Source organism: Streptomyces sp. NPDC018026 (genome assembly GCF_044327745.1).
Classification (GTDB): domain Bacteria; phylum Actinomycetota; class Actinomycetes; order Streptomycetales; family Streptomycetaceae; genus Streptomyces; species Streptomyces rubrogriseus.
The window spans coordinates 429524-454789 of sequence record NZ_JBIRFY010000002.1 but is presented as its reverse complement, the minus strand read 5'-3'; the positions used below and the strand labels follow the sequence as shown (position 1 = coordinate 454789).

At 72.1% G+C, this 25266-nt stretch carries 21 protein-coding genes; 17 read left to right on the top strand and 4 right to left on the bottom strand.

Annotated features, from left to right (window positions below):
- Positions 1-139: 139 nt before the first annotated feature.
- The 9 genes from ACH4D3_RS07680 to ACH4D3_RS07640 all read left to right on the top strand — a co-directional run bounded on the left by ACH4D3_RS07680 (position 140) and on the right by ACH4D3_RS07640 (position 9402).
- The gene (locus ACH4D3_RS07680; protein WP_398317678.1) at positions 140-1525 is read left to right on the top strand and encodes an amino acid permease; all 1386 of its coding nucleotides are present in this window, start codon (positions 140-142) and stop codon (positions 1523-1525) included.
- 146 nt (positions 1526-1671) lie between these two features.
- A complete protein-coding gene (locus ACH4D3_RS07675) occupies positions 1672-2313 on the top strand; it encodes a superoxide dismutase (protein WP_398317675.1) in 642 nt (213 codons plus the stop codon).
- Positions 2314-2742: 429 nt separating this feature from the next.
- Positions 2743-3942 carry an ROK family protein gene (locus tag ACH4D3_RS07670; protein WP_398317672.1) on the top strand — a complete coding sequence of 400 codons (1200 nt, stop codon included), beginning with the start codon at positions 2743-2745 and terminating at the stop codon, positions 3940-3942.
- Positions 3943-4192: 250 nt separating this feature from the next.
- Complete coding sequence (locus tag ACH4D3_RS07665; RefSeq protein WP_398317669.1) at positions 4193-5257, top strand: ABC transporter substrate-binding protein; 1065 nt, start codon at positions 4193-4195, stop codon at positions 5255-5257.
- Positions 5254-6105, top strand: coding sequence for an ABC transporter permease (locus tag ACH4D3_RS07660; RefSeq protein ID WP_398317666.1), 852 nt, complete (start codon positions 5254-5256; stop codon positions 6103-6105). Before ACH4D3_RS07665 ends, ACH4D3_RS07660 begins: the two co-directional genes overlap by 4 nt.
- Positions 6081-6812 carry an ABC transporter ATP-binding protein gene (locus ACH4D3_RS07655; protein WP_398317663.1) on the top strand — a complete coding sequence of 244 codons (732 nt, stop codon included), beginning with the start codon at positions 6081-6083 and terminating at the stop codon, positions 6810-6812. The genes ACH4D3_RS07660 and ACH4D3_RS07655 overlap by 25 nt, the downstream gene beginning before the upstream one ends.
- The gene (locus ACH4D3_RS07650; RefSeq protein ID WP_398317660.1) at positions 6812-8185 is read left to right on the top strand and encodes an LLM class flavin-dependent oxidoreductase; all 1374 of its coding nucleotides are present in this window, start codon (positions 6812-6814) and stop codon (positions 8183-8185) included. Before ACH4D3_RS07655 ends, ACH4D3_RS07650 begins: the two co-directional genes overlap by 1 nt.
- A gap of 11 nt (positions 8186-8196) precedes the next feature.
- Positions 8197-9090, top strand: coding sequence for a TauD/TfdA dioxygenase family protein (locus tag ACH4D3_RS07645; protein ID WP_398317657.1), 894 nt, complete (start codon positions 8197-8199; stop codon positions 9088-9090).
- Between the two features lie 87 nt (positions 9091-9177).
- Positions 9178-9402, top strand: coding sequence for a hypothetical protein (locus tag ACH4D3_RS07640; protein WP_382887444.1), 225 nt, complete (start codon positions 9178-9180; stop codon positions 9400-9402).
- A gap of 59 nt (positions 9403-9461) precedes the next feature.
- Here the strand turns inward: ACH4D3_RS07640 and ACH4D3_RS07635 are convergent, their stop codons facing one another.
- The gene (locus tag ACH4D3_RS07635) at positions 9462-10100 is read right to left on the bottom strand and encodes a DsbA family protein (RefSeq protein ID WP_398317654.1); all 639 of its coding nucleotides are present in this window, start codon (positions 10098-10100) and stop codon (positions 9462-9464) included.
- 145 nt (positions 10101-10245) lie between these two features.
- Here ACH4D3_RS07635 and pepN point away from each other — a divergent pair, with 145 nt between their 5' ends.
- The 3 genes from pepN (at position 10246) to ACH4D3_RS07620 (ending at position 17678) form a co-directional block, all read left to right on the top strand.
- Positions 10246-12828: an aminopeptidase N gene (pepN, locus tag ACH4D3_RS07630; RefSeq protein WP_398317651.1), complete on the top strand. Its 2583-nt coding sequence runs from the start codon at positions 10246-10248 to the stop codon at positions 12826-12828.
- Between the two features lie 251 nt (positions 12829-13079).
- Positions 13080-14150 carry a hypothetical protein gene (locus tag ACH4D3_RS07625; protein WP_398317648.1) on the top strand — a complete coding sequence of 357 codons (1071 nt, stop codon included), beginning with the start codon at positions 13080-13082 and terminating at the stop codon, positions 14148-14150.
- 231 nt (positions 14151-14381) lie between these two features.
- Positions 14382-17678 carry a S8 family serine peptidase gene (locus ACH4D3_RS07620; RefSeq protein ID WP_398317645.1) on the top strand — a complete coding sequence of 1099 codons (3297 nt, stop codon included), beginning with the start codon at positions 14382-14384 and terminating at the stop codon, positions 17676-17678.
- Positions 17679-17749: 71 nt separating this feature from the next.
- On the opposite strand, the gene ACH4D3_RS07615 is transcribed toward ACH4D3_RS07620, so the two are convergent.
- Together ACH4D3_RS07615 and ACH4D3_RS07610 are read right to left on the bottom strand one after the other, a co-directional pair.
- The gene (locus ACH4D3_RS07615; RefSeq protein WP_398317642.1) at positions 17750-18502 is read right to left on the bottom strand and encodes a hypothetical protein; all 753 of its coding nucleotides are present in this window, start codon (positions 18500-18502) and stop codon (positions 17750-17752) included.
- A 1-nt stretch (position 18503) separates the two neighbouring features.
- A complete protein-coding gene (locus tag ACH4D3_RS07610) occupies positions 18504-19040 on the bottom strand; it encodes an RNA polymerase sigma factor (protein WP_398317639.1) in 537 nt (178 codons plus the stop codon).
- Positions 19041-19306: 266 nt separating this feature from the next.
- Between ACH4D3_RS07610 and ACH4D3_RS07605 the strand changes: the two genes are divergently transcribed.
- Positions 19307-20332 (top strand): aspartate-semialdehyde dehydrogenase, encoded by a 1026-nt coding sequence (locus ACH4D3_RS07605; protein WP_398317636.1) that lies wholly within the window; start codon positions 19307-19309, stop codon positions 20330-20332.
- A 98-nt stretch (positions 20333-20430) separates the two neighbouring features.
- On the opposite strand, the gene ACH4D3_RS07600 is transcribed toward ACH4D3_RS07605, so the two are convergent.
- Entirely contained in the window at positions 20431-21390 is a 960-nt protein-coding gene (locus ACH4D3_RS07600; protein ID WP_398317633.1) for a ScbA/BarX family gamma-butyrolactone biosynthesis protein, read from the bottom strand.
- A 216-nt stretch (positions 21391-21606) separates the two neighbouring features.
- Between ACH4D3_RS07600 and ACH4D3_RS07595 the strand changes: the two genes are divergently transcribed.
- The 4 genes from ACH4D3_RS07595 (at position 21607) to ACH4D3_RS07580 (ending at position 25261) form a co-directional block, all read left to right on the top strand.
- Positions 21607-22227: a ScbR family autoregulator-binding transcription factor gene (locus tag ACH4D3_RS07595; protein ID WP_398317630.1), complete on the top strand. Its 621-nt coding sequence runs from the start codon at positions 21607-21609 to the stop codon at positions 22225-22227.
- 84 nt (positions 22228-22311) lie between these two features.
- Positions 22312-23028, top strand: a complete 717-nt coding sequence (locus tag ACH4D3_RS07590; protein ID WP_398317627.1) for an HAD family phosphatase — start codon at positions 22312-22314, stop codon at positions 23026-23028.
- 125 nt (positions 23029-23153) lie between these two features.
- The gene (locus ACH4D3_RS07585; protein WP_398318920.1) at positions 23154-23882 is read left to right on the top strand and encodes an SDR family NAD(P)-dependent oxidoreductase; all 729 of its coding nucleotides are present in this window, start codon (positions 23154-23156) and stop codon (positions 23880-23882) included.
- Positions 23883-24016: 134 nt separating this feature from the next.
- A complete protein-coding gene (locus tag ACH4D3_RS07580; protein ID WP_398317625.1) occupies positions 24017-25261 on the top strand; it encodes an MFS transporter in 1245 nt (414 codons plus the stop codon).
- Positions 25262-25266 lie beyond the last annotated feature (5 nt).

Here is a 25266-nt window from a genome sequence, read left to right as displayed (position 1 = left end):
AACTTCGCATTCGGATGATCACATTCCGTATCCGGGTCGTCCGTATCGTGGGCATCCGCTGTCGCCGGGCGGCACGAGACCCGAGACTGTGGGCGCTTTTGCCCTGCCCAAGCCCCCCACGCATTGGACGAGCCGCTCCATGTCCAACAGCACCACCACCAAGGCGCCGCAGCAGTCGCCGGACGCCTCCCTCTCCCACGGCCTCAAGCAGCGCCACCTGTCGATGATCGCCCTCGGCGGGGTGATCGGAGCCGGGCTGTTCGTCGGCTCCGGCGCCGGGATCGCCGCCGCGGGACCCTCGATCGTCGTCGCCTACACCGTCTCCGGCCTGCTCGTGATGCTGGTGATGCGGATGCTGGGCGAGATGTCCGCCGCGTATCCCTCCTCCGGTTCCTTCTCCGCGCACGCCGAGCGGGCGATCGGCCCGTGGGCCGGTTTCACCGCGGGCTGGGCGTTCTGGGTGCTGCTGTGCACGGCCGTCGGTCTTGAGGGCATCGGCGCCGCGCAGATCGTGCACGGCTGGCTGCCCGGTACGCCCGAGTGGGCGTGGGTGGCGCTGTTCATGGTGGTGTTCTGCGGGACGAACCTGGCCGCCGTGAAGAACTTCGGCGAGTTCGAGTTCTGGTTCGCCGCCCTCAAGGTCGGCGCGATCTCGCTGTTCCTGGTGCTCGGCGTGCTGGCGGTCTGCGGGGTCCTGCCGGGCACCGACTCCCCCGGCACCTCCCACCTGGACGACTTCCTGCCGAACGGCGGCAACGGTCTGATCATCGGCCTGCTCGCCTCGGTGTTCGCCTACGGCGGCCTGGAGACCGTGACCATCGCGGCGGCCGAGTCGGAGAACCCGGTCAGGGGCGTGGCGAGCGCCGTGCGGACGGCGATGTGGCGCATCGCGCTGTTCTACATCGGCTCGATGGCGGTCATCGTGACCCTGGTCCCCTGGGACTCCCCCGAGGTCGTCGAGAAGGGCCCGTACGTGGCGGCCCTCGACGAACTGGGCATCCCGGGCGCGGGGCAGCTCATGAACATCGTGGTGCTGGTGGCGCTGCTGAGCGCGATGAACGCCAACATCTACGGCGCCTCACGCATCGGCTACTCGCTGGTCGAGCGGGGTCAGGGACCGAAGGTGCTGGGCCGGGTGTCGGGCGGGGTGCCGCGGGTCGCGGTGCTGGTCTCCTCCCTCTTCGGCTTCGGCTGCGTGCTGCTCAGCTACTGGCGGCCGGACGACGTCTTCTCCTGGCTGCTGAACATGATCGGCGCGGTCATCCTGGTCGTCTGGATCTTCATCGCCGCCGCGCAGCTGCGGCTGCGCCGCCGGCTGGAGCGGGAGGCGCCCGAGAAGCTGGTCGTGCGCATGTGGGCCTTCCCGTGGCTGACCTGGGTGGCGCTGGCGGGCATGGCCGCGGTGTTCGTTCTGATGGCCCGCGAGCCGGACACACGGGTGCAGCTGTACTCGACGGGCGGGATGACGCTGGTCCTGGCGGCCGTCGGCTACGCCCGGCAGCGGCGGAGCGCGGCTCGCCGCTAGGGTCCCCGCCCGCGAATCTCCCCCGGGCCCCCGCACGAAGGCGTGCGGGGGTCCTTTCGTGCGTGCCGGGTCCGCCCCTCCCGGACCTCTTGCTGCTAGCGTGCACTTGCAAGCCCTTTGCAATAAGAGGCCGGAGGGGATCCGCCATGTCCGTCTACACGCTTCCTGAACTGCCGTACGACTACTCGGCGCTGGCTCCCGTGATCAGTCCCGAGATCATCGAGCTGCACCACGACAAGCACCACGCCGCGTACGTCAAGGGCGCCAACGACACGCTGGAGCAGCTCGCCGAGGCGCGGGACAAGGAGACGTGGGGCTCGATCAACGGCCTGGAGAAGAACCTGGCCTTCCACCTCTCCGGCCACATCCTGCACTCGATCTACTGGCACAACATGACCGGTGACGGCGGCGGCGAGCCCCTGGACAAGGACGGCGTGGGCGAGCTGGCCGACGCGATCGCCGAGTCCTTCGGCTCCTTCGCCGGATTCCGGGCCCAGCTCACCAAGGCCGCCGCCACCACCCAGGGCTCGGGCTGGGGCGTGCTGGCCTACGAGCCGCTGAGCGGCCGGCTGATCGTCGAGCAGATCTACGACCACCAGGGCAACGTCGGCCAGGGCTCCACCCCGATCCTGGTCTTCGACGCCTGGGAGCACGCCTTCTACCTGCAGTACAGAAACCAGAAGGTGGACTTCATCGACGCCATGTGGGCCGTCGTCAACTGGCAGGACGTGGCCAGGCGCTACGAGGCCGCCAAGTCCCGTACCAACACGCTGCTGCTGGCGCCGTGACAGCCGCCCCCGATCGCCCTGCCTCGTGATCGTCTTCTCAACCTTCACCGGGCAGGCGGAATGAGGAAGGCCCCCGCGAGGACGTGACTCGCGGGGGCCTTCTGTCTCGCCGTTCGGCGCTCTCCGTCTCGCCGCACGGCGCTCTCCGTCTCGCCCGTCGGTCGCCGTCTGGGCAGGGCGGTGGCGTTTTGCTAGCTTCGAACACATGGTTGCCCAGGCCCGGAACTTCACGTCGCGTCGCTATGTCGACCTGCGACGCCAGGGCACCGCCACCTGTCGCCGTCCTCGCGTGAGCTGACGGGGCACCACCACACGGGTGCCCCCGGCGAACGAGTCAACAGATCCGTGAGGCGGGCGGGGTGGACCCGGCACGCCTCCGTCCGTTCAGACGGCGCAGTGTCGGACCCGTTCCGGAGGAGACCCACCCCCATGCCCCGTACCGCGGCAACCCTGATCGCTTCCCCCCTACCGCGCGGCGCCGACCGCGACCGGCGGCGGGCCACCGCCGGTGTGGTGCTGCGCTCCGTGCTGGAGCACGGGCCCGTGGCGCGCAGCACCATAGCCCGGCTGACCGGACTGTCCCCGGCGTCCGTGACGGACTACTGCGCCCGCTTCACCCGGCTCGGGCTGGTCCGCGAGGCCGAGCCGCCGCGGCGGTCGAAGGGGGTGGGCCGTCCGCACGTGCCCCTGGACCTCGACGACTCGCGGTTCGTGGTCGGCGGGCTGCACGTGGCCGTCCCCCACACCACCGTCGCGCTGCTCGACCTGCGCGGCCGGGTGGTGCGGCAGCGGGAACTGAAGCACCAGCGCACCGATCCGCGGTGGGTGCTGCCCCGCGCGGCCGAGGCACTGGCGGCGATGCTGGCCGAGGTCCGCGACGCCCGGCCGCTCGGGGTGGGGCTCGCGGCCGGCGGCTGGGTCGACCGGGATTCCGGCGTGATCGTCGAGCACGGACTGCTGGGCTGGCGGGACGTACCGGTGCGGGAGGTGCTCGGCGCGCACACCGGGCTGCCGGTCCACGTCGACGGGCACGCCCGGGCGCTGGTCAACGGTGAGCGGCTGTTCGGCCGGGCGCGGGGCAGCGGGAGCGTGCTGCACCTGTTCGTCGGCAACGTGGTCGACGCGGCCTTCGCCACCCACGACGAGGTGCACCACGGGCCGCGTTCGCAGGCGGGCGCGATCGCACATCTGCCGGTGCCGGGCGGCAGCGAGCCGTGCGCGTGCGGGCGTACCGGCTGCCTCCAGGCGGAGTTGAGCGAGCGGACCCTGTGCCGTCGGGCCCGTGCGGCCGGGATCACCGACGGGGCCAATCCGCGGCACGTGCTCGCCGCGGCGGACGCCGGTGATCCGGTGGCCGCCGCCCTGCTGCTTGAGCGGTCGCGGGCCACCGGGCGGGCGGCGGGGCTGCTGGCGGACGTCCTCAACCCGGAGACGGTGCTGGTGACCGAGATCGGCGCCGTGCACCGCACGGACTGCCTGGCGGCGTTGCGGGAGGAGGTCGGCGCCGAACGCGCGGCGGACGTCTTCCCGACGAGTTTTCCCGAATCCGTGCTGGCCGTCGCGGGCGGCTCGGTCGTCCTGGACGTGCTGTACCGGGATCCGTTGGGCGCTTCACCTGAGGTTAATTAATTCAGCGCCTCGGAATGTTGACACGGATCACCGACGACCGGAAGCATTCACCCCATGAGCTGTCGCACCCTCTGTTGCTGACGCCCCGGCGCGCCCGGAGCGCGCATCCCGCTGCGTGAATTCTGCGTGAATTCCCTTTTCCGTCTCCGGAATTCCGCATGCCCCACTGCCCCGGCACCACCCTGCCGTGCCGTGCCGTCTTCCCCGGCTGCCGCCGTTTCCCGTCCGTATGAGATCAGGGAGTTCTCCCATGCCCTCTCCGCCTGCCACAGGCATTGACCGCCGTCTCTTCCTCACCTCGCTGATCGGCGCTTCGGCAGCCGTCGCCGGGCTCAGCGGCTGCGCCGGCGGCAGTGCCGCCGCCGAGACGGAGGGCGCCTCCACCGCTCCGCTCTCCGACACGGTGCCCGAGGGCACCAGCCTGAAGATCTCCTCTTATCAGAACACTCAGCAAATCCAGTTCGAACTGGCCCGGCTGACGGTTCCGTTCAAGGTGTCGGACTGGCTGAACATCGGTGCGGGACCCGACGTCATCAACGCCTTCCGGGCGGACTCCCTGGACCTCGCCAACAATGCGGGTATTCCGCCGATCCAGGCCTACTACCAGGGTTTCAGGGCGAGGATCGTCGCCGTCAACCTCACCCGTAAACCGAACTACCTGTTCGCGACGAAGCCCGGCAGCGACATTCGCACCCCGGCCGACTTCAAGGGCAGGAAACTGGCCTTCTCGCAGGGGCAGGCGCAGGGCGTCGTGCTGCTGCGCGCGCTCAAGAAGGCGGGACTCGACCACGACCAGGTCGAACTGGTGCCGCTGACCAGCAACCAGTTCCTGACCGCGCTCCAGTCCGGTCAGGTGGACATCGCCCCGCTCGCCAACAGCCAGGCCCCCGCCTATCTCAACCAGTACGGGTCCAAGGGCGCGCACACCATCGAGACCGACGTGGTCGACCTGCTCAGCGTGCTGTGGGCGCCGCAGTCCGTACTGAACGATCCCGCCAAGGCCGCCGCGGTCGCCGCCTACATCCCGCAGTGGGTCAAGGGCCTCGTCTGGACCTGGGAGCACCCGGACCGGTGGAACGAGGAGTACTACGTCAAGACCCAGAACCTGACCCTCGCGCAGGCGGAGGCCGTCACCGAACTGGCCAACAAGCCGCTGTTCCCGCCGAACTGGGACGAGGCGATCAGGTGGGAGCAGGAGACGGCGGACCTGCTGGCGGAGGGCGGCTTCGTGAAGAAGTTCGACGTGACGCAGCTCTTCGACCGTCGCTTCGAGGCCATCGCGGCACGGGCCGCGACGGCGGAATACCGGAGGTGAGCGCCGTGACCACCCTCGCGACCGCCGAGAGCGCGGTCACCCTCGCCGAGGACACCCGTCAGGTGCGCAGGCGCCGCCGGCTGTCGCCCGGAAAGCGGTGGCCGGCCGCCCGGCTCGCCGGTCCGCTGCTGGTGGTCGTCCTGTGGACGGCCGCCTCGGCCGCCGGGGCGCTGGATCCCGGCGCGATCCCGGCGCCCTGGACGGTGGCGGAGACGGCCGGCCGGCTGTGGTCGGACGGGACGCTGGCCACCGACGTCGTCACCTCGCTGCGCCGGGCGGCGACCGGATTCTCGATCGGGCTCGGTGCCGGGGTGCTGCTGGCGCTGGCCGCCGGGCTCAGCCGGGTGGGCGACGCCCTGATCGACGGGACGGTGCAGCTCAACCGGGCCGTTCCGACCCTGGGTCTGATCCCCCTGTTCATCCTGTGGCTGGGCATCGGGGAGACCTTCAAGATCGCCATCATCGCGATCGTCGTGTACATCCCGATGTACCTGAACACGCACGCCGCGCTGTCCGGCATCGACAGCCGCTACGTCGAACTGGCCGAGGTGCAGGGCCTGTCCCGGCTGCGGTTCATCCGCCAAGTGGTGATCCCCGGCTCGCTGCCCGGCTTCTTCGTGGGGCTGCGGCTCAGTGTCACCGGCTCCTGGCTGGGGCTGGTGGTGCTGGAGCAGATCAACGCCACCAGCGGCCTCGGCTACCTGATGTTCCAGGCCCAGAACTACGGCCAGACGGACGTGATCCTCGTCGGCCTGCTGATCTACGGCGTCTTCGGCCTGGTCTCCGACAGCGTGGTCCGTCTGATCGAGCGGAGGGTGCTGTCATGGCGACGCACACTGAGCAGCTGACCCGTCCGGCCGTCCGGCTGCGCGGTCTGACCAGGTCGTTCAAGGGCCGTACGGTGCTCGACGGCATCGACCTCGAACTGCCCGCCGGCCAGTTCACGGCGCTGCTGGGACACAGCGGGTCCGGCAAGAGCACCCTGCTGCGGGCCGTGGCCGGACTGGACCACGGCGTGGAGGGCGCGGGCCGGCTGTCGGCGCCGGAGCGAGTGTCGGTGGTGTTCCAGGACTCCCGGCTGCTGCCCTGGTCCCGGGTGCTGGACAACGTGCTGCTCGGCGCGGAGGGCAAGGAGGCCGCCGGGCGCGGCCGGGCCGCCCTGGCCGAGGTGGGTCTCGCGGGGCGGGAACGGGCCTGGCCCGGGGAGCTGTCCGGCGGCGAGGCCCAGCGGGCGGCACTGGCCCGGGCCCTGGTGCGGGAACCGCAGCTGCTGCTCGCCGACGAGCCGTTCGGCGCCCTGGACGCCCTGACCCGGATCAGGATGCACGGCCTGCTGCGGGAGCTGTGGACGCGCCACCGGCCCACGGTGCTGCTGGTCACCCACGACGTCGACGAGGCGATCGTGCTCGCCGACCGGGTGCTGGTGCTGGAGCACGGCCGTATCGGCCTCGACCTGACCATCGACCGCCCCCATCCGCGCTCCTACCGGGAGCCGAAGCTGGGCGAGTACCGGGAGCGGCTGCTGGCCGCCCTCGGTGTGACGGAGGACCACTGATGACCCGCCGACTGCATCTGAACGCGTTCTTGATGAACACCGGTCACCACGAGGCGTCCTGGCGGCTGCCGGAGAGCGACCCGTACGCGCACGTGAGTCTCGCGCACTACGTGAATCTCGCCCGGACCGCCGAACGAGGCACCTTCGACTCGCTGTTCCTCGCCGACGGCCCGCAGCTGTGGAGCAACCTCGCACAGCGGCCGGCCGGCGCGCTGGAACCGCTCACTTTGCTCACCGCGCTGGCCACCGCGACCGAGCACATCGGGCTGATCGCGACGGCGTCCACGTCCTACAACTCGCCCTACAACCTGGCCCGCAGGTTCGCCTCGCTGGACATCGTCAGCGGCGGCCGGGCCGGCTGGAACATCGTCACCACCGCGGGGGCCGAGGCGGCCCGCAACTTCGGCCTGGACGCCGAGCCCGCGCACGCCGAGCGGTACGCCCGTGCCGCCGAGTTCCTGGACGTGGCGCTGAAGCTGTGGGACAGCTGGGAGGACGACGCGGTCCTCGCCGACAAGGCGGCCGGCGTGTGGGGCGACGACGCCCGCGTCCATCCGCCGCGCCACAAGGGCACGTACTTCCGTGTCGAGGGCGCGCTCAACGTGCCGCGCACCCCGCAGGGCTACCCGCTGCTGGTGCAGGCCGGGTCCTCCACGGACGGCAAGTCCTTCGCGGCCCGGTACGCGGAGGCGGTGTTCACCGCACAGCAGACGCTGGGGGACGCGCAGGCCTTCTACGCCGACATCAAGGCCCGTACCCGGCTCGCGGGGCGCGACCCCGGGCACCTCAAGGTGCTGCCGGGCATCGTCCCGGTGCTCGGTTCCACCGAGGCGGAGGCACGGGCCGCGGAGCGGGTCCTGGACGACCACATCGTGCCCGCGCACGGCGTACGGCGCCTGGAGGACCTGCTGCGGCTGGAGCCGGGCACCCTGGACCTGGACGGTCCGCTCCCGGACGACCTGCCGCCGGAGAGCGCCGTCGAGGGCGCCAAGAGCCGCTACACGCTGATCGTGGAGCTGGCCCGGCGCGAGCGCCTGACCGTGCGGCGGCTGATCGGGCGGCTCGGCGGCGGGCGCGGCCATCTGACCTTCACCGGGACACCGGAGCAGGTGGCCGACCGGATCGAGTCGTGGTTCACGGAGGGTGCCGCCGACGGCTTCAACATCATGCCGCCGGTGCTGCCCTCGGGCCTGGAGACCTTCGTGGACCACGTCGTCCCGATCCTGCGCGGGCGCGGACTGCTGCGCACCGCGTACGGGCCCCGGCAGACCCTGCGCGAGCGCTACGGGCTGCCCCGGCCCCGCAACCAGTACGTCACCGAGGCCACCGGCCCGGCCGCGGCCGGGGCACCGGCCGCACTCACCCGCATCTGAGAGGAACCGGCATGAGCGATCTGCGGATCACCAAGATCACCTCCCGTATCGGCGCGAAGGTGTCCGGCGTCGACGTCTCCCGGCCGCTGGACGGGGCCACCGTCACCGCGCTCGGGGCCGCCCTCGCCGAGCACAAGGCGCTGGTCTTCGACGACGTGAACCTCGACGACGAGGGCCAGCAGGCCTTCGTGCGCGCCTTCGGGGACCTCACCACCGCCCACCCGACCGTCGACGCGGTGAACGGCGCCCCGAACGTGCTGCCGGTCGACAGCGAGCGGGGCCGCGCCAACCACTGGCACACCGACGTCACCTTCGTCCTCAACCCGCCGCAGGCCACCTCGCTGCGCAGCCTGACCGTCCCGCCGTACGGCGGCGAGACCCTGATCGCGTCCTCGGCGGGCGCCTACCGCGACCTGCCCCAGCCGCTGCGGCGACTGGCCGACGGCCTGTGGGCGGAGCACACCAACGACTACGACTACGCGGTGGCGGACGAGGACATCGACGCCGAGAAGGCCGCGCACCGGTCCAGGTTCACCTCGATCAAGTACCGCACGGCCCACCCGGTGGTGCGGGTCCACCCGCTGACCGGCGAGCGCGGACTGTTCATCGGCGGGTTCGCGCAGCGGATCGTGGGCCTGTCGGTGGGCGAGTCGCGCAAGCTGCTCGAACTGCTCCAGTCCTACGTCACCCGCCCGGAGAACGTGCTGCGCCACCGCTGGTCGGAGAACCAGCTGGTGCTGTTCGACAACCGCATCACCCAGCACTACGCCGTCGACAACTACGACGGCCGGCCGCGCCGGCTGCACCGGGTGACGCTGGCCGGCCCCGTGCCGGTGGGCATCGAGGGCAAGGAGAGCTACTCCATCGAGGGCGACGCCTCGCACTACACCCCGGTCGCCGCGTAGCGGCGGACCGGACACGGCCCCTGCGAGCGCAGGGGTAGGGCGCCTCCCCGGGGGGAAATGACTCACCGTTCACCCGAGGAGGCGCTCATGGCGTACGTACGGTGTCCGAACTGCGGCGACACGATGCACGAGTTCCGCGACCTGGAGGGGGACGAGGAGAAGGCGGCGGCCCGGCTGGCCCTCGGGGAGCTGCTGGCACCCGGGGAGGTCTTCGTCGCCAAGGCCTATCACCGCTGCACGTACAACGGCTGCCGCCGGATCCAGCGCAAGGACCGGTGGCGCGTCGGCGCGACGCTGCCCGAGGAGGACTGACTGCCCCCCTCCTTTTCCCCGCGCCCCCTGGGAGGGGCGCGGGGACATGCGTGCCCTGCTCAGAGGTTGCTGAAGTCCGGGCCCTTGGTGCGGGTGCGCTTGATCTCGTAGAAGCCCGGCACGGAGGCCACGGCCAGGGTGCCGTCCCAGAGCTTGGCGGCGTCCTCGCCCTTGGGGGCGGGGGTGACGACCGGGCCGAAGAAGGCGAGCTGCCCGCCGTCGGCGCCGGGCACGGCGATGACCGGGGTGCCGACCTCCTGGCCGACCTTGTCGATGCCCTCCTTGTGGGAGGCGCGCAGCTGCGGCTCGTAGGGGGTGTCGTCCCAGTGGTCCATGAGGGACTCGGGCAGACCGACGTCCTTCAGGGCCGCCGCGACCGTCTCCCGGCCCAGGCCCTCGTCCTGGTTGTGGATACGGGTGCCGAGCGCCGTGTAGAGGTCGCCGAGCACGTCGGCGCCGTGCTCCTCCTGGGCGGCGATGACGATGCGCACCGGGCCCCAGGCCTTGGTCTCCAGCATTTCGCGGTACTCGGCGGGCAGCTCGTCGAGCTTGTCCTCGTTGAGGACGGCCAGGCTCATCAGGTGCCAGCGGACCTCGATGTCCCTGACCTTCTCCACCTCCAGGATCCAGCGCGAGGTCATCCAGGCCCAGGGGCAGCCCGGGTCGAACCAGAAGTCGACGGGCGTCTTCTCCGACATGTCTCTCCTCATGAGGCGGCGCGAGCGAGTACTCATCGGGGCAACCGAACGACCGGCCCGCCCATTCCCGGCTGCCGCCCGTCAGGGGCGCATGGCAGGATCGGTGCTGTCCGCATACTGAACACCTTCCGAGGGAGTGCCGCCCGTGCCCGGTGAGAATCTGTCCCGCGACGAGGCCCGGGAGCGGGCCGCCCTGCTGTCCGTCGACGGGTACGAGGTGTCCCTCGACGTGCGCTCGGCCGTCGGTGACGCGCAGGGCGAGGGGCCGCGCACGTTCCGGTCCGTCACCACGCTCCGCTTCCGCTGCAACGAGCCCGGCGCGAGCAGCTTCGCCGACCTGGTCGCACCGAGCGTCACCGCCGTGTCCCTCAACGGCCGCGACCTCGACCCGAGCGAGGTCTTCGACGGCACCCGGATCGCGCTGGAGGACCTGGCCGCCGACAACGAACTGGTGGTCGACGCCCAGTGCGCGTACTCCCGTACCGGCGAGGGCATGCACCGCTTCGTCGACCCGGAGGACGGCGAGGTGTACCTGTACACCCAGTACGAGCCGGCCGACTCGCGCCGGGTCTTCGCGGGCTTCGAGCAGCCGGACCTCAAGGCGCCCTTCCGCTTCGAGGTGCGGGCGCCCGAGGAGTGGACGGTGTGGTCCAACGGCGCCGGTGAGCGCGTCGACGGGGTGTGGCGGTTCGCGGAGACGAAGCCGATCTCGACGTACATCACGTGTGTCGTGGCCGGTCCGTACCACTACGTGACGGATTCCTACGAGCGGACCTTCGAGGACGGCACCCGGCTGGAGATCCCGCTCGGCGCCCTGTGCCGCAAGGGCCTGGCGCCGCACTTCGACGCGGACGACGTCTTCCTGATCACCAAGCAGGGGCTGGACTTCTTCCACGACCACTTCGACTACCCGTACCCCTTCGGGAAGTACGACCAGGCCTTCGTGCCCGAGTACAACCTGGGCGCGATGGAGAACCCGGGGATGGTGACCTTCCGGGAGGAGTACATCTTCCGCGGGAAGGTGACGCGGGCGTCGTACGAGGGCCGCGCCAACACGATCCTGCACGAGATGGCGCACATGTGGTTCGGCGACCTGGTCACCATGGAGTGGTGGGACGACCTGTGGCTGAAGGAGTCCTTCGCGGACTTCATGGGCGCCTTCGCGAACGTCAACGCGACCCGCTTCAAGGACGCCTGGATCACCTTCGCCAACCGCCGCAAGGCCTGGGCGTACCGCGCCGACCAGCTGCCCTCCACGCACCCGATCACGGCCGACATCCGTGACCTGGAGGACGCCAAGCTCAACTTCGACGGCATCACCTACGCCAAGGGCGCCTCCGCGCTCAAGCAGCTGGTGGCGTACGTCGGGCAGGACGCGTTCCTGGAGGGCGCGCGGCGCTACTTCAAGCGGCACGCGTACGGCAACACGCGCCTGGGCGATCTGCTGTCGGTGCTGGAGGAGACCAGCGGCCGGGACATGGCGGCCTGGTCGCGCTCCTGGCTCCAGACGGCCGGCGTCAACTCGCTGACCCCGCAGGTGCTGCTGGGCGAGGCGGGCACGGTCGACGAGCTGGCGGTCGTGCAGGAGGCCGCCGAGTCGCATCCCGAACTGCGCCCGCACCGCGTCGCGGTGGGCCTGTACCGGCGTACCGCCGAGGGCGCGCTCGAGCGGTACGCGCGCGCCGAGGTGGACGTCGAGGGGCCGCGCACGGTGGTGGCGGAGCTGGCCGGTGCCGAGGCGCCCGAGCTGGTCCTGGTCAACGACGACGACCTCACGTACTGCAAGACGCGGTTCGACGCGACCTCGCTGGAGACGCTGCGCGCACACCTGGGGTCCCTGACCGACCCGCTGGCCCGTGCCCTGTGCTGGTCGGCGCTGTGGAACATGACGCGGGACGCGCTGCTGCCCGCCCGGGACTTCGCGGCGCTGGTGCTGCGGTTCGCGGGGCGCGAGTCCGACATCGGCGTCCTGCAGATGCTGCACGCCTGGACGAACTCGGCGCTGGTGCACTACGCGGCCCCCGACTGGCGGGAGACCGGCGGCCGGCTGCTCGGCGAGGGTGCGCTGCGCGAGCTGCGGGACGCGGCGCCGGGCAGTGAGCAGCAGCTGGCGTGGGCGCGGTTCTTCGCGTCGGTGGCGTCCGGCGGGGCGGAGCTGGAGCTGCTGCGCGGGCTGCTGGAGGGCACCGAGAAGATCGAGGGCCTGGACGTGGACCAGGAGCTGCGCTGGGCCTTCCTCGCGCCGCTGGCGGCCCACGGCGCCGCCGACGAGGGCGTCCTGGCCGCCGAGCTGGCCCGCGACGACACGGCCTCCGGCAAGCGCCACCAGGTGCGCTGTCTGGCGGCCCGCCCCTCGGCGGCGGTGAAGGCGCAGGCCTGGGCGCAGGTGGTGGAGTCGGACGCGCTGTCGAACGCGCTGGTGGAGGCGACCATCGCCGGGTTCGCGCAGCCCTCGCAGCGGGACCTGATCGCGCCGTACACCGAGAAGTACTTCGCGGCGATCGAGCGGGTGTGGGCCGAGCGGTCCATCCAGATCGGGATGGACGTGGTCCGGGGCCTGTTCCCGTCGCTGCGGGACTCCCGGGACACCCTGGACGCGACCGACGCGTGGCTGTCGGCGCACGAGGACGCGGCTCCGGCGCTGCGCCGGCTGGTGCTGGAGGCTCGGGACGACCTGGCGCGGGCGCTGCGCGGGCAGGCCTGCGACGCGGCGGCGGGCGTTCGGTAGCGGGCGTTCCGTAGCGGGCGTTCGGCAGCGGGCGCCCTCCCCGCTCGGATCACCCGATCTCTGGCCAATGACTGGGCGTTCCGTCGTCGTTACAAGATGAGTGCCCGGCCGGCCGTAACCCCTGGTCCCACCCGTTCGGACCAGGGGTTTCGGCATCCGAACACCCGTCCTTTAGTCCGGGCTTGTCCCGGTTCGGCGATGGGCGTGTAACAGCGGTTAAGGGGCCGATCGGGCGCGGGAAGTTGCCGGTCATGACGCACAACATCCCGCTCTCGCCCCGCCCCCGCCCGCTGCACGTCCTGGCCGACGGCCGGCGCCGGCTGATGACGGCCGCCCAGCTGCGGGCGCACGGTGTCTCCGCCGCGGAGACCAACGAGCAGTGCCGGCCCGGCGGACCCTGGCAGCAGCTCCTGCCGAACGTCGTCCTGCTGCACCCGGGGCCGCCGACCAGCGACGAGCGCCTGCACGCGGTGCTGCTCTACGCGGCGCGGGAGCGCACCTCGGGCACGGCACCCGGCGGGACCGCCTCGGTCCCGGTCCAGCCGGGCGGGGAGCACCCGCCGGTACCGGCCTACGCGGAGGCGATGATCACGGGCCTGGCCGCGCTGACGCTGCACGGCTTCTCCGCCGCTCCCCCGCTGTCGGCCCTGGAACTCATCGACGTCCTGGTCCCGCGGCTGCGCAGGCTGCGCACGACGGGGTGCGCGCGCATCGTCCGCACGACCGCGCTGCCGACCGCCGTGGAGCTGACGGGGGTTCCGGTGGCGCCGGTGGCGCGGGCCCTGGCGGACGCGGTCGCGGAGCTGACCGACCCGGGCACGGTCCACCGGCTGCTGACGGAGGCGGTGCGCGGCGGTCACTGCGAACCGGCCGCGGTGGTACGGGAGCTGAACCGGGCGCGGCTGCTCAGCCGTCCGCACGTGGTGGACGCGGTGGACTCGCTGGTCGCCGAGGGGCGGGCGCTGGCCGAGCAGCGGCTGTACCGGATGGTGCGCGAGCACGCCCTGCCCGAGCCGGTCTGGAACGTCGGCCTGCGCCTGCCCGGCGGCCCCCACCTGGGCGGCGTGGACGCCTTCTGGCCCGAGCAGGCGGTGGCGCTGGAGCTGGACACCCGGGCGCACCGGCAGCAGGAGGACGACGCCGCCCGGGCGGAGCACGCCCGCAAGCGCGAGCACCTGGAGCGGCTGGGGATCACGGTCGTGCACCTCACCCCGCGCAAGCTGCGGGACTGCCCGGAGCACCAGGCGGCCGTCGTACGGACGGCGCTGATGGCGGCCGGGGACCGGGAGCCCGCCGCGTATGTCGTGGTACTGCCCCGGTAGGGGGCGCCGGGCGGGCCACCGGGTGACGGGATTGTCATGAGCCGCCCCTTGCGTCCCCGATGGCGCATGGCGGAAGTACGCCATGGCTTCGTCCCGTCCCGGACAACTCTCCCCAATCAGTGATCCCTTGAGTAAAGCTGAGCGGTCGTCCGGGATCGGATTCCGGACCGCCTCGGCCAGGGCCGGTCGGCCTTGGTCGTACCGCTCGTTCCTTCACCCCAAGGGATGCCGATGACCAACAGCCCCCAGCGCGAACCGATACCGGGCGCCAGACGCGCGGCCCGTCTGGCCCTCGCCACGGGTCTCGCCGCCGCGCTCGCCGCCGTCGGGCCGGTGCCCGCGGCCCTCGCCGCCGACGGGCCCGCGACGACCGCGCCGCCCGTCGACGCGTCCGTCAAGTCCGCCCACGACAAGCTCGGTTCCGACGACGCGGACCTGCTCGCCGAGGCGAAGGCCGACGGCGAGAAGAACGTCACGATGATGGTCGCCACCGCGCCGGGCCGGACCGAGCAGGTGGCCAAGGAGCTGGACGCGGTCTCCGGCGGCACCGTCGGCCGCACCTACGACGAGCTGGGCTACGTGCGTGCCACCGTGCCCACCGCCAAGGCGGACTCGGCCATCGCCGCCGCCGCGAAGCTCTCCTCCGTGCACGGCATCGACCTGCGCGACGAGATCCCGCTGGACGACCCGACGCCGAGCGCGGACACGGCGAAGGGCGCCTCGCACAAGGGCCGTTCCTACCCGGCGCCGAACCGCTGGACCCCGGCCGAGAACCCGTACAACCCGTCCTTCGAGACGGGCGCCGTCGACTTCGTGAAGAAGCACCCGAAGTCGGACGGCCGCGGCGTGACCATCGGCATCCTCGACTCGGGTGTCGACCTCGGCCACCCTGCGCTGCAGAAGACCACCACCGGCGAGCGCAAGATCGTCGACTGGGTCACCGCCACCGACCCGGTCGTCGACGGCGACCGCACCTGGCGCCCGATGACCACCTCGGTCTCCGGGCCCACCTTCACCTACGGCGGGCAGACCTGGACGGCGCCCGCGGGCGCGTACCGGGTCAGCACCTTCCTGGAGTCGTACACCACCGGCGGTGACGCCGCGGGCGACGCCAACCGGGACGGCGACACCACCGACTCCTGGGGCGTCCTGTACGACGCGCAGGCCGGCACGGTCCGCGTCGACCTGAACGACAACCACGACTTCTCCGACGACACCCCGATGAAGCCCTACAAGGACGGCTTCCAGGTCGGGTACTTCGGCACCGACGACCCGAAGACGGACGTGGCCGAGCGCCAGCCCTTCGTGGTCGAGATCCGCAAGGACGTCGTCCACAACTCCGCGGGCGACAAGGCGGACTTCGTCAACATCGGCGTCATCGAGTCCGAGCACGGCACGCACGTGGCCGGACTCGCCGCCGCCAACGGGCTGTTCGGCGGCCGGATGGACGGTGCCGCGCCCGGCGCGAAGATCGTGTCGTCCCGCGCCTGCACGTGGAGCGGCGGCTGCACCAACGTCGCGCTCACCGAGGGCATGATCGACCTCGTGGTCGACCGGGGCGTCGACATCGTCAACATGTCGATCGGCGGACTGCCCGCCCTCAACGACGGCAACAACGCCCGCGCCGAGCTGTACACCCGGCTCATCGACACCTACGGCGTGCAGCTCGTCATCTCCGCGGGCAACTCCGGCCCCGGCGCCAACACCATCGGCGACCCCGGCCTCGCCGACAAGGTGATCTCGGTCGGCGCGTCCATCTCCCGCGAGACCTGGGCGGCGAACTACGGCTCCGCGGTTCGGACCAAGTACCAGATGATGCCGTTCTCCTCGCGCGGCCCGCGTGAGGACGGCGGCTTCACGCCGACGCTGACCGCGCCCGGCGCGGCGGTCAACTCCATCCAGACCTGGATGCCGGGCGCCCCGGTTCCGGAGGCGGGCTACGACCTCCCGGCCGGCTACGGCATGCTCCAGGGCACCTCGATGGCGTCCCCGCAGGCCGCGGGCGCCTCGGCGCTGCTCCTGTCGGCGGCGAAGCAGGCCCGCATCGACCTGACCCCGGCGAAGCTGCGCACGGCGCTGACCTCCACCGCCGACCACATCAAGGGTGTGCAGGCGTACGAGGAGGGCGCGGGTCTGATCGACGTCCCCGACGCCTGGAAGTCGATCCGGCGCGGCGCGAGCGCCCACGAGTACACCGTGAAGGCACCGGTCGACACCGCGATCGACCAGTTCCTGGAGACGCCTGGCTACGGCACCGGCCTCTACGACCGCGAGGGCGGCCTGAAGGCCGGGCAGCGGAAGACCTACGAGATCACGCTCACGCGTACCTCCGGCGCCGACCGGCCGATCCGGCACGAGCTGGACTTCGAGAACAACGCGGGCCGCACCTTCCGGATCGTCGGCCGCGACGAGGTGCGGCTGCCGCTGAACGAGCCGGTGACCGTCGAGGTCGAGGCGCGCCCCGGCTCCGCCGGGCTCAAGAGCGCGATTCTCGAGGTGGACGACCCGCGCACCGAGGGCGTCGACCAGCAGGTGCTGACCACGGTCGTGGTCTCCGCCCCGCTGAAGTACGACTTCTCCGCGAAGGGCTCGGTGCAGCGCAACAGCACCGAGTCGTACTTCGTGACCGTCCCCGAGGGCGCGAAGGCGCTGGAGGTGGCGATCGGCGGGCTCAAGGGTGAGAGCCAGACCCGGTTCATCTCCATCCACCCGTACGGCGTCCCGTCCGACAACACCTCGACGCCGTACTGCTACAACAACTACCTCGACGGCAACGGCTGCCGCCCCGACGCGCGTGCGTACGCGGACCCGCAGCCGGGTGTCTGGGAGGTCGAGGTCGAGGCACGGCGCACGTCGCCGCTGCTCGACAACCCCTACGAGCTGGACGTCACCGTGCTCGGCGCGGACTTCGACCCGGAGGTCGTGACCGTGCCCGAGGCCAAGGCCGGCACCCCGGCCGACGCCTCCTGGACGGTGACCAACAAGTACGCCGCCCTGGAGGGCAAGCTGGTCGGCGGCCCGCTCGGCTCCTCCGAGACGTCCCGGCCGACGATCGAGCAGGGTCAGACGGCCACCTCCACGGTCGAGGTGCCCGAGGGCGCCCAGTCGCTGGACGTCGCCATCGGGGGCGTCTCCGACGCGGCCGCCGACCTGGACCTGACGGTCTACGGCGAGGACGGCGCCGTCGTCGCCCAGTCCGCCGACGGCGACTCGGAGGAGTCGGTCTCCGTCGCGAAGCCGGCCGCCGGCACGTACACCGTCGAGGTCGTGGGCTACTCGGTGCCGTCGGGCAGCACGGAGTACGACTACCGGGACGTGTACTTCGCCGCCACGCTCGGCTCGGTGACGGTGGACGACTCGGCGGCGGTGAAGCTCGGCACGGGCGACTCCGCCACGGTCTCCGGCAGCGTCACGGCCCTGGCCGCCGCGCCCGAGGGCCGCGAGTTCTTCGGCCGCGTCCAGCTGGTCAACGCCCGCGGCACGGTCGCGGGCCTGGGCAGCGTGCGGATCGGGAAGGTCGTGCCGTAGTCCGGTGCGGTACGGGGAGGGGCGGGCGCCGGGTTGGGCGCCCGCCCCTTTCGCCTGCCCCGGGCCGGGCGTCAGTCGCAGGTGAGGGTGCGGGACTCCGGGAGGGAGGCGGTGATCCAGGTGCGGGCGGTGGCGATGTTCCGGTCGCCGGTGATCACCGTGTCCGCGGTGGGCCGGTCCCGCAGGGCGCCGACCAGCACCCGGTCGCCGGGGGCGAGGCGGGCGAGGGTGTCGTCCAGGACGAACGCCGTCGTCGGCCCGGTGCTCCTGGCGGGTGCGTAGGTGTGCGTCACGCGGAGCGTGATCCGGTGCCGTGCGGTGCCCGGTACCGGTTCGGCGGCGGTCACCGTGCCCTCGGCGACCAGCCGGGCGCAGGCGAGGTAGCGGGGCGTGCCGAAGACCACGGCGGCCTCCTGGCCCGCGGACGGGCGGTCCGGCCGCGCCGCGGACCTGTCGGCCGCGCTGTCGCTCGCCGCGTCCTGGGTGGCACCGGTGCCGCCCTGCACGACCAGCCAGCCCAGGCCCGTGACCACGACACCCGCGCAGGCCGCCGCGAGGACGCCCAGCGCGAGACGGAAGGGACGGCGGCGGGGTGCCGGGACCCGGACGGGGGCCGGAGCCGGGCGCTCGGCCGGGGCGGCCTCGCCCAGGGCGTCGCCGAGCAGGGCCAGCTGCTCGCGCAGCAGCGCCACGTCGGCCGTCGCCGCCCGGTACTCGCCGCGGGCGTCGGGCCCCGCGTCCGGCGGCAGCGGCTCGCCCGTGACCGCGGCCATCAGCGCGTCGTACCCGTCGTCGTACCCACCGGGGTGCTGTTCGGCGGCCATCTCACACCACCTCGTCCTCGTGCAGGCGGGCGCGCAGGGCCCGTACCGCCGTGTGCAGCCTGCTCTTGACCGTGCCCTCGGGGATGCCCAGCTCCTCGGCGATGCCGCGCACCGGAAGATCGGCGTAGAAGCGCAGGACGAGGACCTGGCGCTGGGCGTCGGGCAGCTCGTCCAGGCCCTGCGCGACGGCGAGGGACAGGACGCTGCGGTCCTCGTCACGGGGGTGCTCCGGCTGGCGCAACGCGGCCAGGCGTTCCCCGAGCCGGTCCTGGCGGCGCCGGGCCCGGTGCCAGTCCATGGCCAGGTTGGAGGCGACGACCGCCGCCCAGGCCGACACGTCGCGCGGCGCCTCGCGGCCACTGGCCGTCCGCTCCAGCAGCCGCAGGCGGACCTGCTGCACCCCGTCCGGCAGGTCCGCCTGCGGCACCCCGCCGAGCGCGAGCACCGCCCGCACCCGGCGTTCCTGTGCCGCGTCCAGGGGGTCGTCCCGTACGTCGTCCCCCTGGCCGCGGCGAGCCCTTCTGCGCAGCAAAGCCATTTCCTCCCCCGGCCACGTTTCCCTTACGACGCGCGAGCGGCCCGAAACGTTCGCCCGCACGGCCGCCTTTCGGCGCGAGGCGTACGTCACATCGTCGTGTGGGGCGGGAAGGGATGGGCAGGGGCGGACCGAGCCACCGCGTCCCAAGGTGCGGGAACACCGTGCAAAGGATTGGACAGGCGGGCCGGGCTTCGCCCCATGATGGAAAAGTCTCGGCCGAGCAAAGCGCGCGTGAAGACACGCGCACAAACGGAGAAGGAGCCACCGTGAGGGTCGGAATCGTCGGAGCCACCGGTCAGGTGGGCACGGTCATGCGCAGGATCCTCACGGAGCGCGACTTCCCCGTCACCGAGCTGCGCCTGTTCGCCTCGGCCCGCAGCGCCGGCAAGGAGCTGGACGGCGTGACGGTGGAGGACGCGGCCACCGCCGACTACTCCGGGCTGGACATCGTGCTGTTCTCGGCGGGCGGCGCCACCTCCAGGGCGCTGGCCGAAAAGGTCGCCTCGCAGGGGCCCGTCGTGATCGACAACTCCTCCGCCTGGCGCCGCGACCCCGAGGTCCCGCTGGTGGTCTCCGAGGTGAACCCGCACGCGATCGCCGACCGCCCCAAGGGCATCATCGCCAACCCGAACTGCACCACGATGGCCGCGATGCCCGTGCTGCGCCCGCTGCACACGGAGGCGGGCCTGGAGGCCGTCGTCGTCGCCACCTACCAGGCGGTGTCCGGCTCCGGCCTGGCCGGCGTGGACGAGCTGTTCGAGCAGGTCCAGAAGGTGGGCGCGGACGCACCCAAGCTGACCCACGACGGTTCGGCGGTCGAGTTCCCGAAGCCGGACAAGTACGTGGCGCCCATCGCCTACAACGTGCTGCCGCTGGCCGGTTCCATCGTCGACGACGGCCTGCACGAGACGGACGAGGAGCAGAAGCTCCGCAACGAGTCCCGCAAGATCCTGGAGATCCCGGAGCTGAAGGTGTCCGGCACCTGCGTGCGCGTGCCCGTCTTCAGCGGCCACTCCCTGCAGATCAACGCCCGCTTCGCCCGGCCGATCAGCGTGGCGCGCGCCAAGGAGCTGCTGGCCGGTGCCCCCGGCGTGGCGCTCACCGAGGTGCCGACGCCGCTGCAGGCGGCCGGCCAGGACCCGTCGTACGTGGGCCGGATCCGCCAGGACGAGACCGTGGACAACGGCCTCGCCCTGTTCGTCTCCAACGACAACCTGCGCAAGGGCGCGGCCCTGAACGCGGTGCAGATCGCGGAGCTGGTGGCGGCGGAGCTGAAGGACCGGCGGAGCTGAAGGATTGGCGAAGCTGAAGGACCGGCGGAGTGCCTGACGGCTCGTCGTGACGTGCGCGAGGGCGCGGCCACCCGACGGTGGCCGCGCCCTCGCGCGTGTCACAGCCCGGGAGCCGACTCCAGGGTGACGTCCGCGGAGAAGACGCGGGCCCCGTTCTGCTCCAGGGTCACCAGCACCCTGCGGCGGCCCTGCGCGTCGGAGGGCAGCAGGTCGGTCCAGACCCAGCAGGGGGCGTCGAGTTCGGCGTACCGGACGAACTCGCTGTCCATGGCGACGACCGTCGACGCCCGCGCGGCGGCGGTGTGTGCCGCCTGCCGGGCGGCCTCCAGCAGCAGCATGCCCGGGGCGTGGTCGACCGGATGGTCGAAGAGCGCGGGGTGGGACAGATCCGTCCGCAACCGCCACCGGCCGGGTGTCGAGGTCGGGGACAGCACGACGTCCTCCTCCCGGGTGCGGCAGACGCGGTGCGGCGCGACGGCCGGGCCGGGCGGCAGCGCACGGGCCAGCGCGCCTTCGAGGTCGGCATGGCGGCCGCGCAGCCGCTGGTACACGGCGCGCGGCTGGCTGTTGAATCGGGTGCACGCGGTGCCGAGCGGCCGCCCGTCGAGGGCGAGGTCCACCGTCATGGTCAGTGCGGCCAGCCGCGTACCCCGGCGCACGATGTCCGAGCACCTGACGCGCAGTTCCAGTTCGGCCGGGGCCGTGGTGGCCACCAGCGACATCGCGTCCAGCTCGAAGTTCAGCCGTTCCCAGGCCTGCTGGTGGCCGAAGGGAACACCGTAGGCGACGTGGGAGAGCAGGGGCACCGACTGCCGCACGGACTCGGCGAGCAGCAGCGGGTCGTGCAGTCCGTGGACGGGGCCGTAGAAGCAATGGTCGCGCGGCCAGAGCGCGGTGACGGTGAAGGTGTCCTCCCCCTCGGGCCGCCAGGTGGAGAGCAGGACCTCCGCGCCGTTCCTCTTGTGCACGTGCTCCTGGTGCACGGCCAGGGCCGGTCCGCGGACCTCCCCGACGGGCCACCGGGCCTGCGGCGCGCGCTGCTCAAGTATTCCGGACATACCGAATCCCCCCAGGTTCTGGTAGTTGCCGAGACACAAACATAAAGAGCGTTCTTTTTTCTTCAAACCAAGAAAGAGTAAAGAAAATCCCAATGGACGACCAAAACAAGCCACTTCCGGCCGCCTCCTCGCCCGTCGGAGGGTTGCCAAGCGGCACCACCCGGCCGATAACATAAGGAACGTTCTACTTCTGAAAGGGCAGTGATGGCCGGCGGCGTGAAGCAGGAGCGAGCGGTACACACCAGGGAGTCGCTGCTGCGCGCGGCCGCGGAGACGTTCGACGAATTCGGCTACTCCGGTGCCAGCATCAACCGGATCCTGAAGCGTGCCGGACTCACCGCGGGGGCGCTCTACTTCCACTTCGACTCCAAGGAGGAGCTGGCCCGGGCGGTGATGAACAGCCAGGCCGAGACGGTTGTCCCGGGCCTGGAGTCCCACGGACTGCAGCGGCTGGTGGACATCACGCTCAACTGGTCCCGCCGCCTCCAGGTGGACCCGCTGCTGCGGGCCGGCGTCCGGCTGACCAACGAACAGGCGTCCTTCGGGCTGCAGGACGCCAGCCCCTACCGGGAGTGGGCGCAGATCATGGCCGACTGCCTGCACGAGGCGCACGAGCGCGGCGAACTGCAGGCCGGAGTGGAGGCCGCCGAGGTCGGCGAGTTCGTCGTCGAGGCGTGCACCGGCATGCAGATGTTCTCGGCCGTCATCAGCGGCCGGGAGGATCTGATGGAGCGGACCACGAGGATGTGGCGACTGCTCCTGCCCGGCATCGCGGTACCGGCCATCGTCGCCCGGATCGAGCTGGGCCCGGAGCGCGTGCGGACGCCGCTCGTCTGATCCCGGGCCCGGCCGAACCGACCCGCACGACCCCACCTCACCACCCGCGTGGCGCTCACCGCCGCGCCCGCTTACGGAGGACCCATGTCCCAAGGTCTGGCACGCCTGCGGCTGGCCGCGCTGAACATCGACGGCGTACTGCTGAACGACACCTTCAGCCCGGTGATCCACCACTTCGTGGTGAGCCGCGGCGGCCGGTACACGGCCGACCTCGAACGCTCGGTGTTCTCCCAGCCGCAGCACATAGCCGGGCAGAACATGGCCAGGGCGGTGCCCGGGCAGCTCACCGGACCGCAGGCTCTCGCCGCGTACTTCGCCGAACGCGACGCCCACCTCGCCCACCACCCCGTCCGCGTGCTGCCCGGCGCGGAGGCACTGCTGCGGCGACTGCGGCGGCTGGGGCTGAAGACGGTGTGCTACGGCGGGCTGGGCGCCGACCACTTCGAGCGCTTCCTCGGCCACTACGCGGACCTGTTCGACGGCCCCGGGTACGTGTGCACCAACGACTTCCGGCCCGGACTCCGCGAAATCACCGAGGACGTCTTCGGACTGCGGCCCGAGGAGGCGCTGTTCGTCGACGACGTGGCCCGCGTCGCCGAGGCGGCACGGGACCTGGGGACGGCGTTCATCGGCCATCCGACCGGCTTCGCCCACAGTCATCAGCCGGCGCTCATGCGCGAGGCGGGGGTGCGCCATCTGGTCGACGCGCTGGACCGGATCGACGAACCGCTGCTGCGGACGGTCGACACGGAACTGGCCCGCGGCACCTTCTGGGCGCCCGCCGCCGCCGAGAGGGTGTGACCCGCACGATGCGCCAGGGGGAGGGGCACAAGCCCGGACAGGGGCAGGGGCAGGGGCAGGGGCAGGGACACGAGCAGGTGCAGACGCAGACGCAGGCGCAGGGCACTCTGCGGGGCAGAGTAGCCATGATCACCGGTGCCTCCAGCGGCATCGGTGCGGCGGCGGCCCGGCTGTTCGCCGAAGAGGGGGCGACGGTCGTGCTGATGGCCCGGCGCGAGGACCGGCTGCGCGCCCTGGCCGAGGAACTCACCGCGTCCGGGGCCCGGGCTCTCGCGTTGCCCGGCGACGTCGCCTCGGAGGACGACGTCCGGCACGTCGTGGAGGCGGCCGTGACGGAGTTCGGCCGGCTCGACTGCGCCTTCAACAACGCCGGTTACGCAACGGCGGGCACCCGCCTGCACGAAACGGACACCGAGGTCTACAACCGCACGATGGACGTCAACGTGCGCGGTGTCTGGAACTGCATGCACCACCAGATACCCCGGTTGCTGGAGCGGGGCGGTGCCATTGTCAACACCTCCAGCGTGGCCGGGCAGCGGGCCACCGGCGCCAGTGCGGCCTACGTCGCCGCCAAGCACGCCGTGCTGGGACTGACCCGGGCGGCCGCCGCCGAGTACGGACCGCACGGTGTCCGGATCAACGCCCTGATCGTGGGGAGCACCCGTACCGAGATGATGGAAGAGGTGCTCCGGGAGACACCGGAGCTGGAGGAGCGCTTCGCGTCGCACGCGGTCCAGAAGCGGATGGCCGAACCCGCCGAAGTCGCGCGCGTCGCCGCCTGGTTGTGCGCGGACGCGTCCTCCTTCATCACCGGCGGGGCGATACCGGTGGACGGCGGCGCGACGGCCCTGTGAGGCGCGGCGTCGCGCGGCGTCCCGACGTGCCGCGCGAGATCGGGCGCTACTTGGGGCAGTCGGCGAGGACGAGCGGTGGGCGGACCTGGTGAGCTGACCGCACACCATCGCCGTTCGAAAGCCGAGGAGCCGTCATGCCCCGAACCGTTGCCGGCCGACCGCCGACATTGCGTCCGGCCACCTCCAGACCTTCGGCCCCGCGGGCCCCGCGCAGGCCCGGCGGACGCGCCCTCGTCGCGCTGGGACTCAGCGCGTTCGTGGTCGGCACGGCCGAGTTCGTCGTGGTCGGTGTGCTGGACCGGATCGCGGCCGGGCTGGACATCACGGTCGGCACCGCCGGTCTGCTGGTCACGGCCTACGCACTCGGGGTCTGCGTGGGCGGCCCCCTCCTGACGGCGCTGACGATCCGACTTCCGCGCCGCCTGCTGATCTGCGCCACGCTGGCTCTGTACGCGCTGGCCAACGCCGTGGCCGCGATCGCGGGCGACTTCCTGGTGCTGGTGGCGGTCCGGGCGGTCACCGGGTCGGTGCACGGACTGTTCGTCGGGGCCGCCTCGGCCACCGCCGGCACGCTGGCGGGCCCGGAGCGCAAGGGGCGTGCGGTGGCCGTGGTCTTCGGCGGGATCGCCGCCGCCAATCTGCTCGGGGTGCCGCTGGCCACCTACGTCGGCCACGTGCTGCCCTGGCAGTCGGTGTTCGCCGGAATCGCCGTCCTGAGCTGTGCCGCACTCGCCCTGGCCTTCGCGCTGGTGCCCCGGGTGCCCGACGACGGCCGCGGCGCGCTGCGGGCGCAGACCCGGTACGTGCTGAGGCGGCCGGTGCTGATCGCACTGGGTACCGCGGTGGTGCTGTTCTGCGGCCAGTTCACCCTCTTCACCCTGCTCGGCCCCTACCTGCGGGAGGTCACCGGCGTGTCCGGCGCAGCGGTCGGCGGCTACCTGCTGGTGTTCGGTGCCGCCGGAACCGTCGGCACGCTGGTCGGTGGGCGGTGCGCCGACCGGAACACCGGGGCGACGCTACTGACGGCGGGCACGGTGCTGACGCTGGCCCTGGCCGCACTCCACCCGGTCGGCGCGCACCCGGTGGCGGCCGCCCTCGCCCTGGCCGCGTTCGGGCTGTTCGGCTTCGGTCTGGCACCGGCGCTCCAGGTGCGCACCCTCGAACTGGCCGGTCCCGGTGCGGATCTGGCGTCGACGCTCGGGGCGTCGGCGGGCAACGCGGGAATCGCCGCCGGTTCCGCCGTGGCCGGCTGGGTCGGCACCGGTCACGGGGTCGCCGCGCTGCCGCTGACCGGTGCGGTGATCTGCGCGGCCGCACTCCCACTGGTGTGGGTGCTGAGCCGCACCAGGGCGCCGGAGCCCGGTGGCGCACGGCGCTGAGAACG

Excerpts from the sequence above, each read along its gene's own strand:
- ACH4D3_RS07655 (WP_398317663.1), top strand. The coding sequence starts at position 6,081 with ATGGCGACGCACACTGAGCAGCTGACCCGTCCGGCCGTCCGGCTGCGC.
- ACH4D3_RS07680 (WP_398317678.1), top strand. The coding sequence starts at position 140 with ATGTCCAACAGCACCACCACCAAGGCGCCGCAGCAGTCGCCGGACGCC.
- ACH4D3_RS07665 (WP_398317669.1), top strand. The coding sequence starts at position 4,193 with ATGCCCTCTCCGCCTGCCACAGGCATTGACCGCCGTCTCTTCCTCACC.
- ACH4D3_RS07675 (WP_398317675.1), top strand. The coding sequence starts at position 1,672 with ATGTCCGTCTACACGCTTCCTGAACTGCCGTACGACTACTCGGCGCTG.
- ACH4D3_RS07615 (WP_398317642.1), bottom strand. The coding sequence starts at position 18,502 with ATGGCCGCCGAACAGCACCCCGGTGGGTACGACGACGGGTACGACGCG.
- ACH4D3_RS07600 (WP_398317633.1), bottom strand. The coding sequence starts at position 21,390 with ATGTCCGGAATACTTGAGCAGCGCGCGCCGCAGGCCCGGTGGCCCGTC.
- ACH4D3_RS07670 (WP_398317672.1), top strand. The coding sequence starts at position 2,743 with ATGCCCCGTACCGCGGCAACCCTGATCGCTTCCCCCCTACCGCGCGGC.
- ACH4D3_RS07635 (WP_398317654.1), bottom strand. The coding sequence starts at position 10,100 with ATGTCGGAGAAGACGCCCGTCGACTTCTGGTTCGACCCGGGCTGCCCC.
- ACH4D3_RS07625 (WP_398317648.1), top strand. The coding sequence starts at position 13,080 with ATGACGCACAACATCCCGCTCTCGCCCCGCCCCCGCCCGCTGCACGTC.
- ACH4D3_RS07650 (WP_398317660.1), top strand. The coding sequence starts at position 6,812 with ATGACCCGCCGACTGCATCTGAACGCGTTCTTGATGAACACCGGTCAC.
- ACH4D3_RS07590 (WP_398317627.1), top strand. The coding sequence starts at position 22,312 with ATGTCCCAAGGTCTGGCACGCCTGCGGCTGGCCGCGCTGAACATCGAC.
- ACH4D3_RS07645 (WP_398317657.1), top strand. The coding sequence starts at position 8,197 with ATGAGCGATCTGCGGATCACCAAGATCACCTCCCGTATCGGCGCGAAG.
- ACH4D3_RS07580 (WP_398317625.1), top strand. The coding sequence starts at position 24,017 with ATGCCCCGAACCGTTGCCGGCCGACCGCCGACATTGCGTCCGGCCACC.
- ACH4D3_RS07610 (WP_398317639.1), bottom strand. The coding sequence starts at position 19,040 with ATGGCTTTGCTGCGCAGAAGGGCTCGCCGCGGCCAGGGGGACGACGTA.
- ACH4D3_RS07620 (WP_398317645.1), top strand. The coding sequence starts at position 14,382 with ATGACCAACAGCCCCCAGCGCGAACCGATACCGGGCGCCAGACGCGCG.
- ACH4D3_RS07640 (WP_382887444.1), top strand. The coding sequence starts at position 9,178 with ATGGCGTACGTACGGTGTCCGAACTGCGGCGACACGATGCACGAGTTC.
- ACH4D3_RS07585 (WP_398318920.1), top strand. The coding sequence starts at position 23,154 with ATGATCACCGGTGCCTCCAGCGGCATCGGTGCGGCGGCGGCCCGGCTG.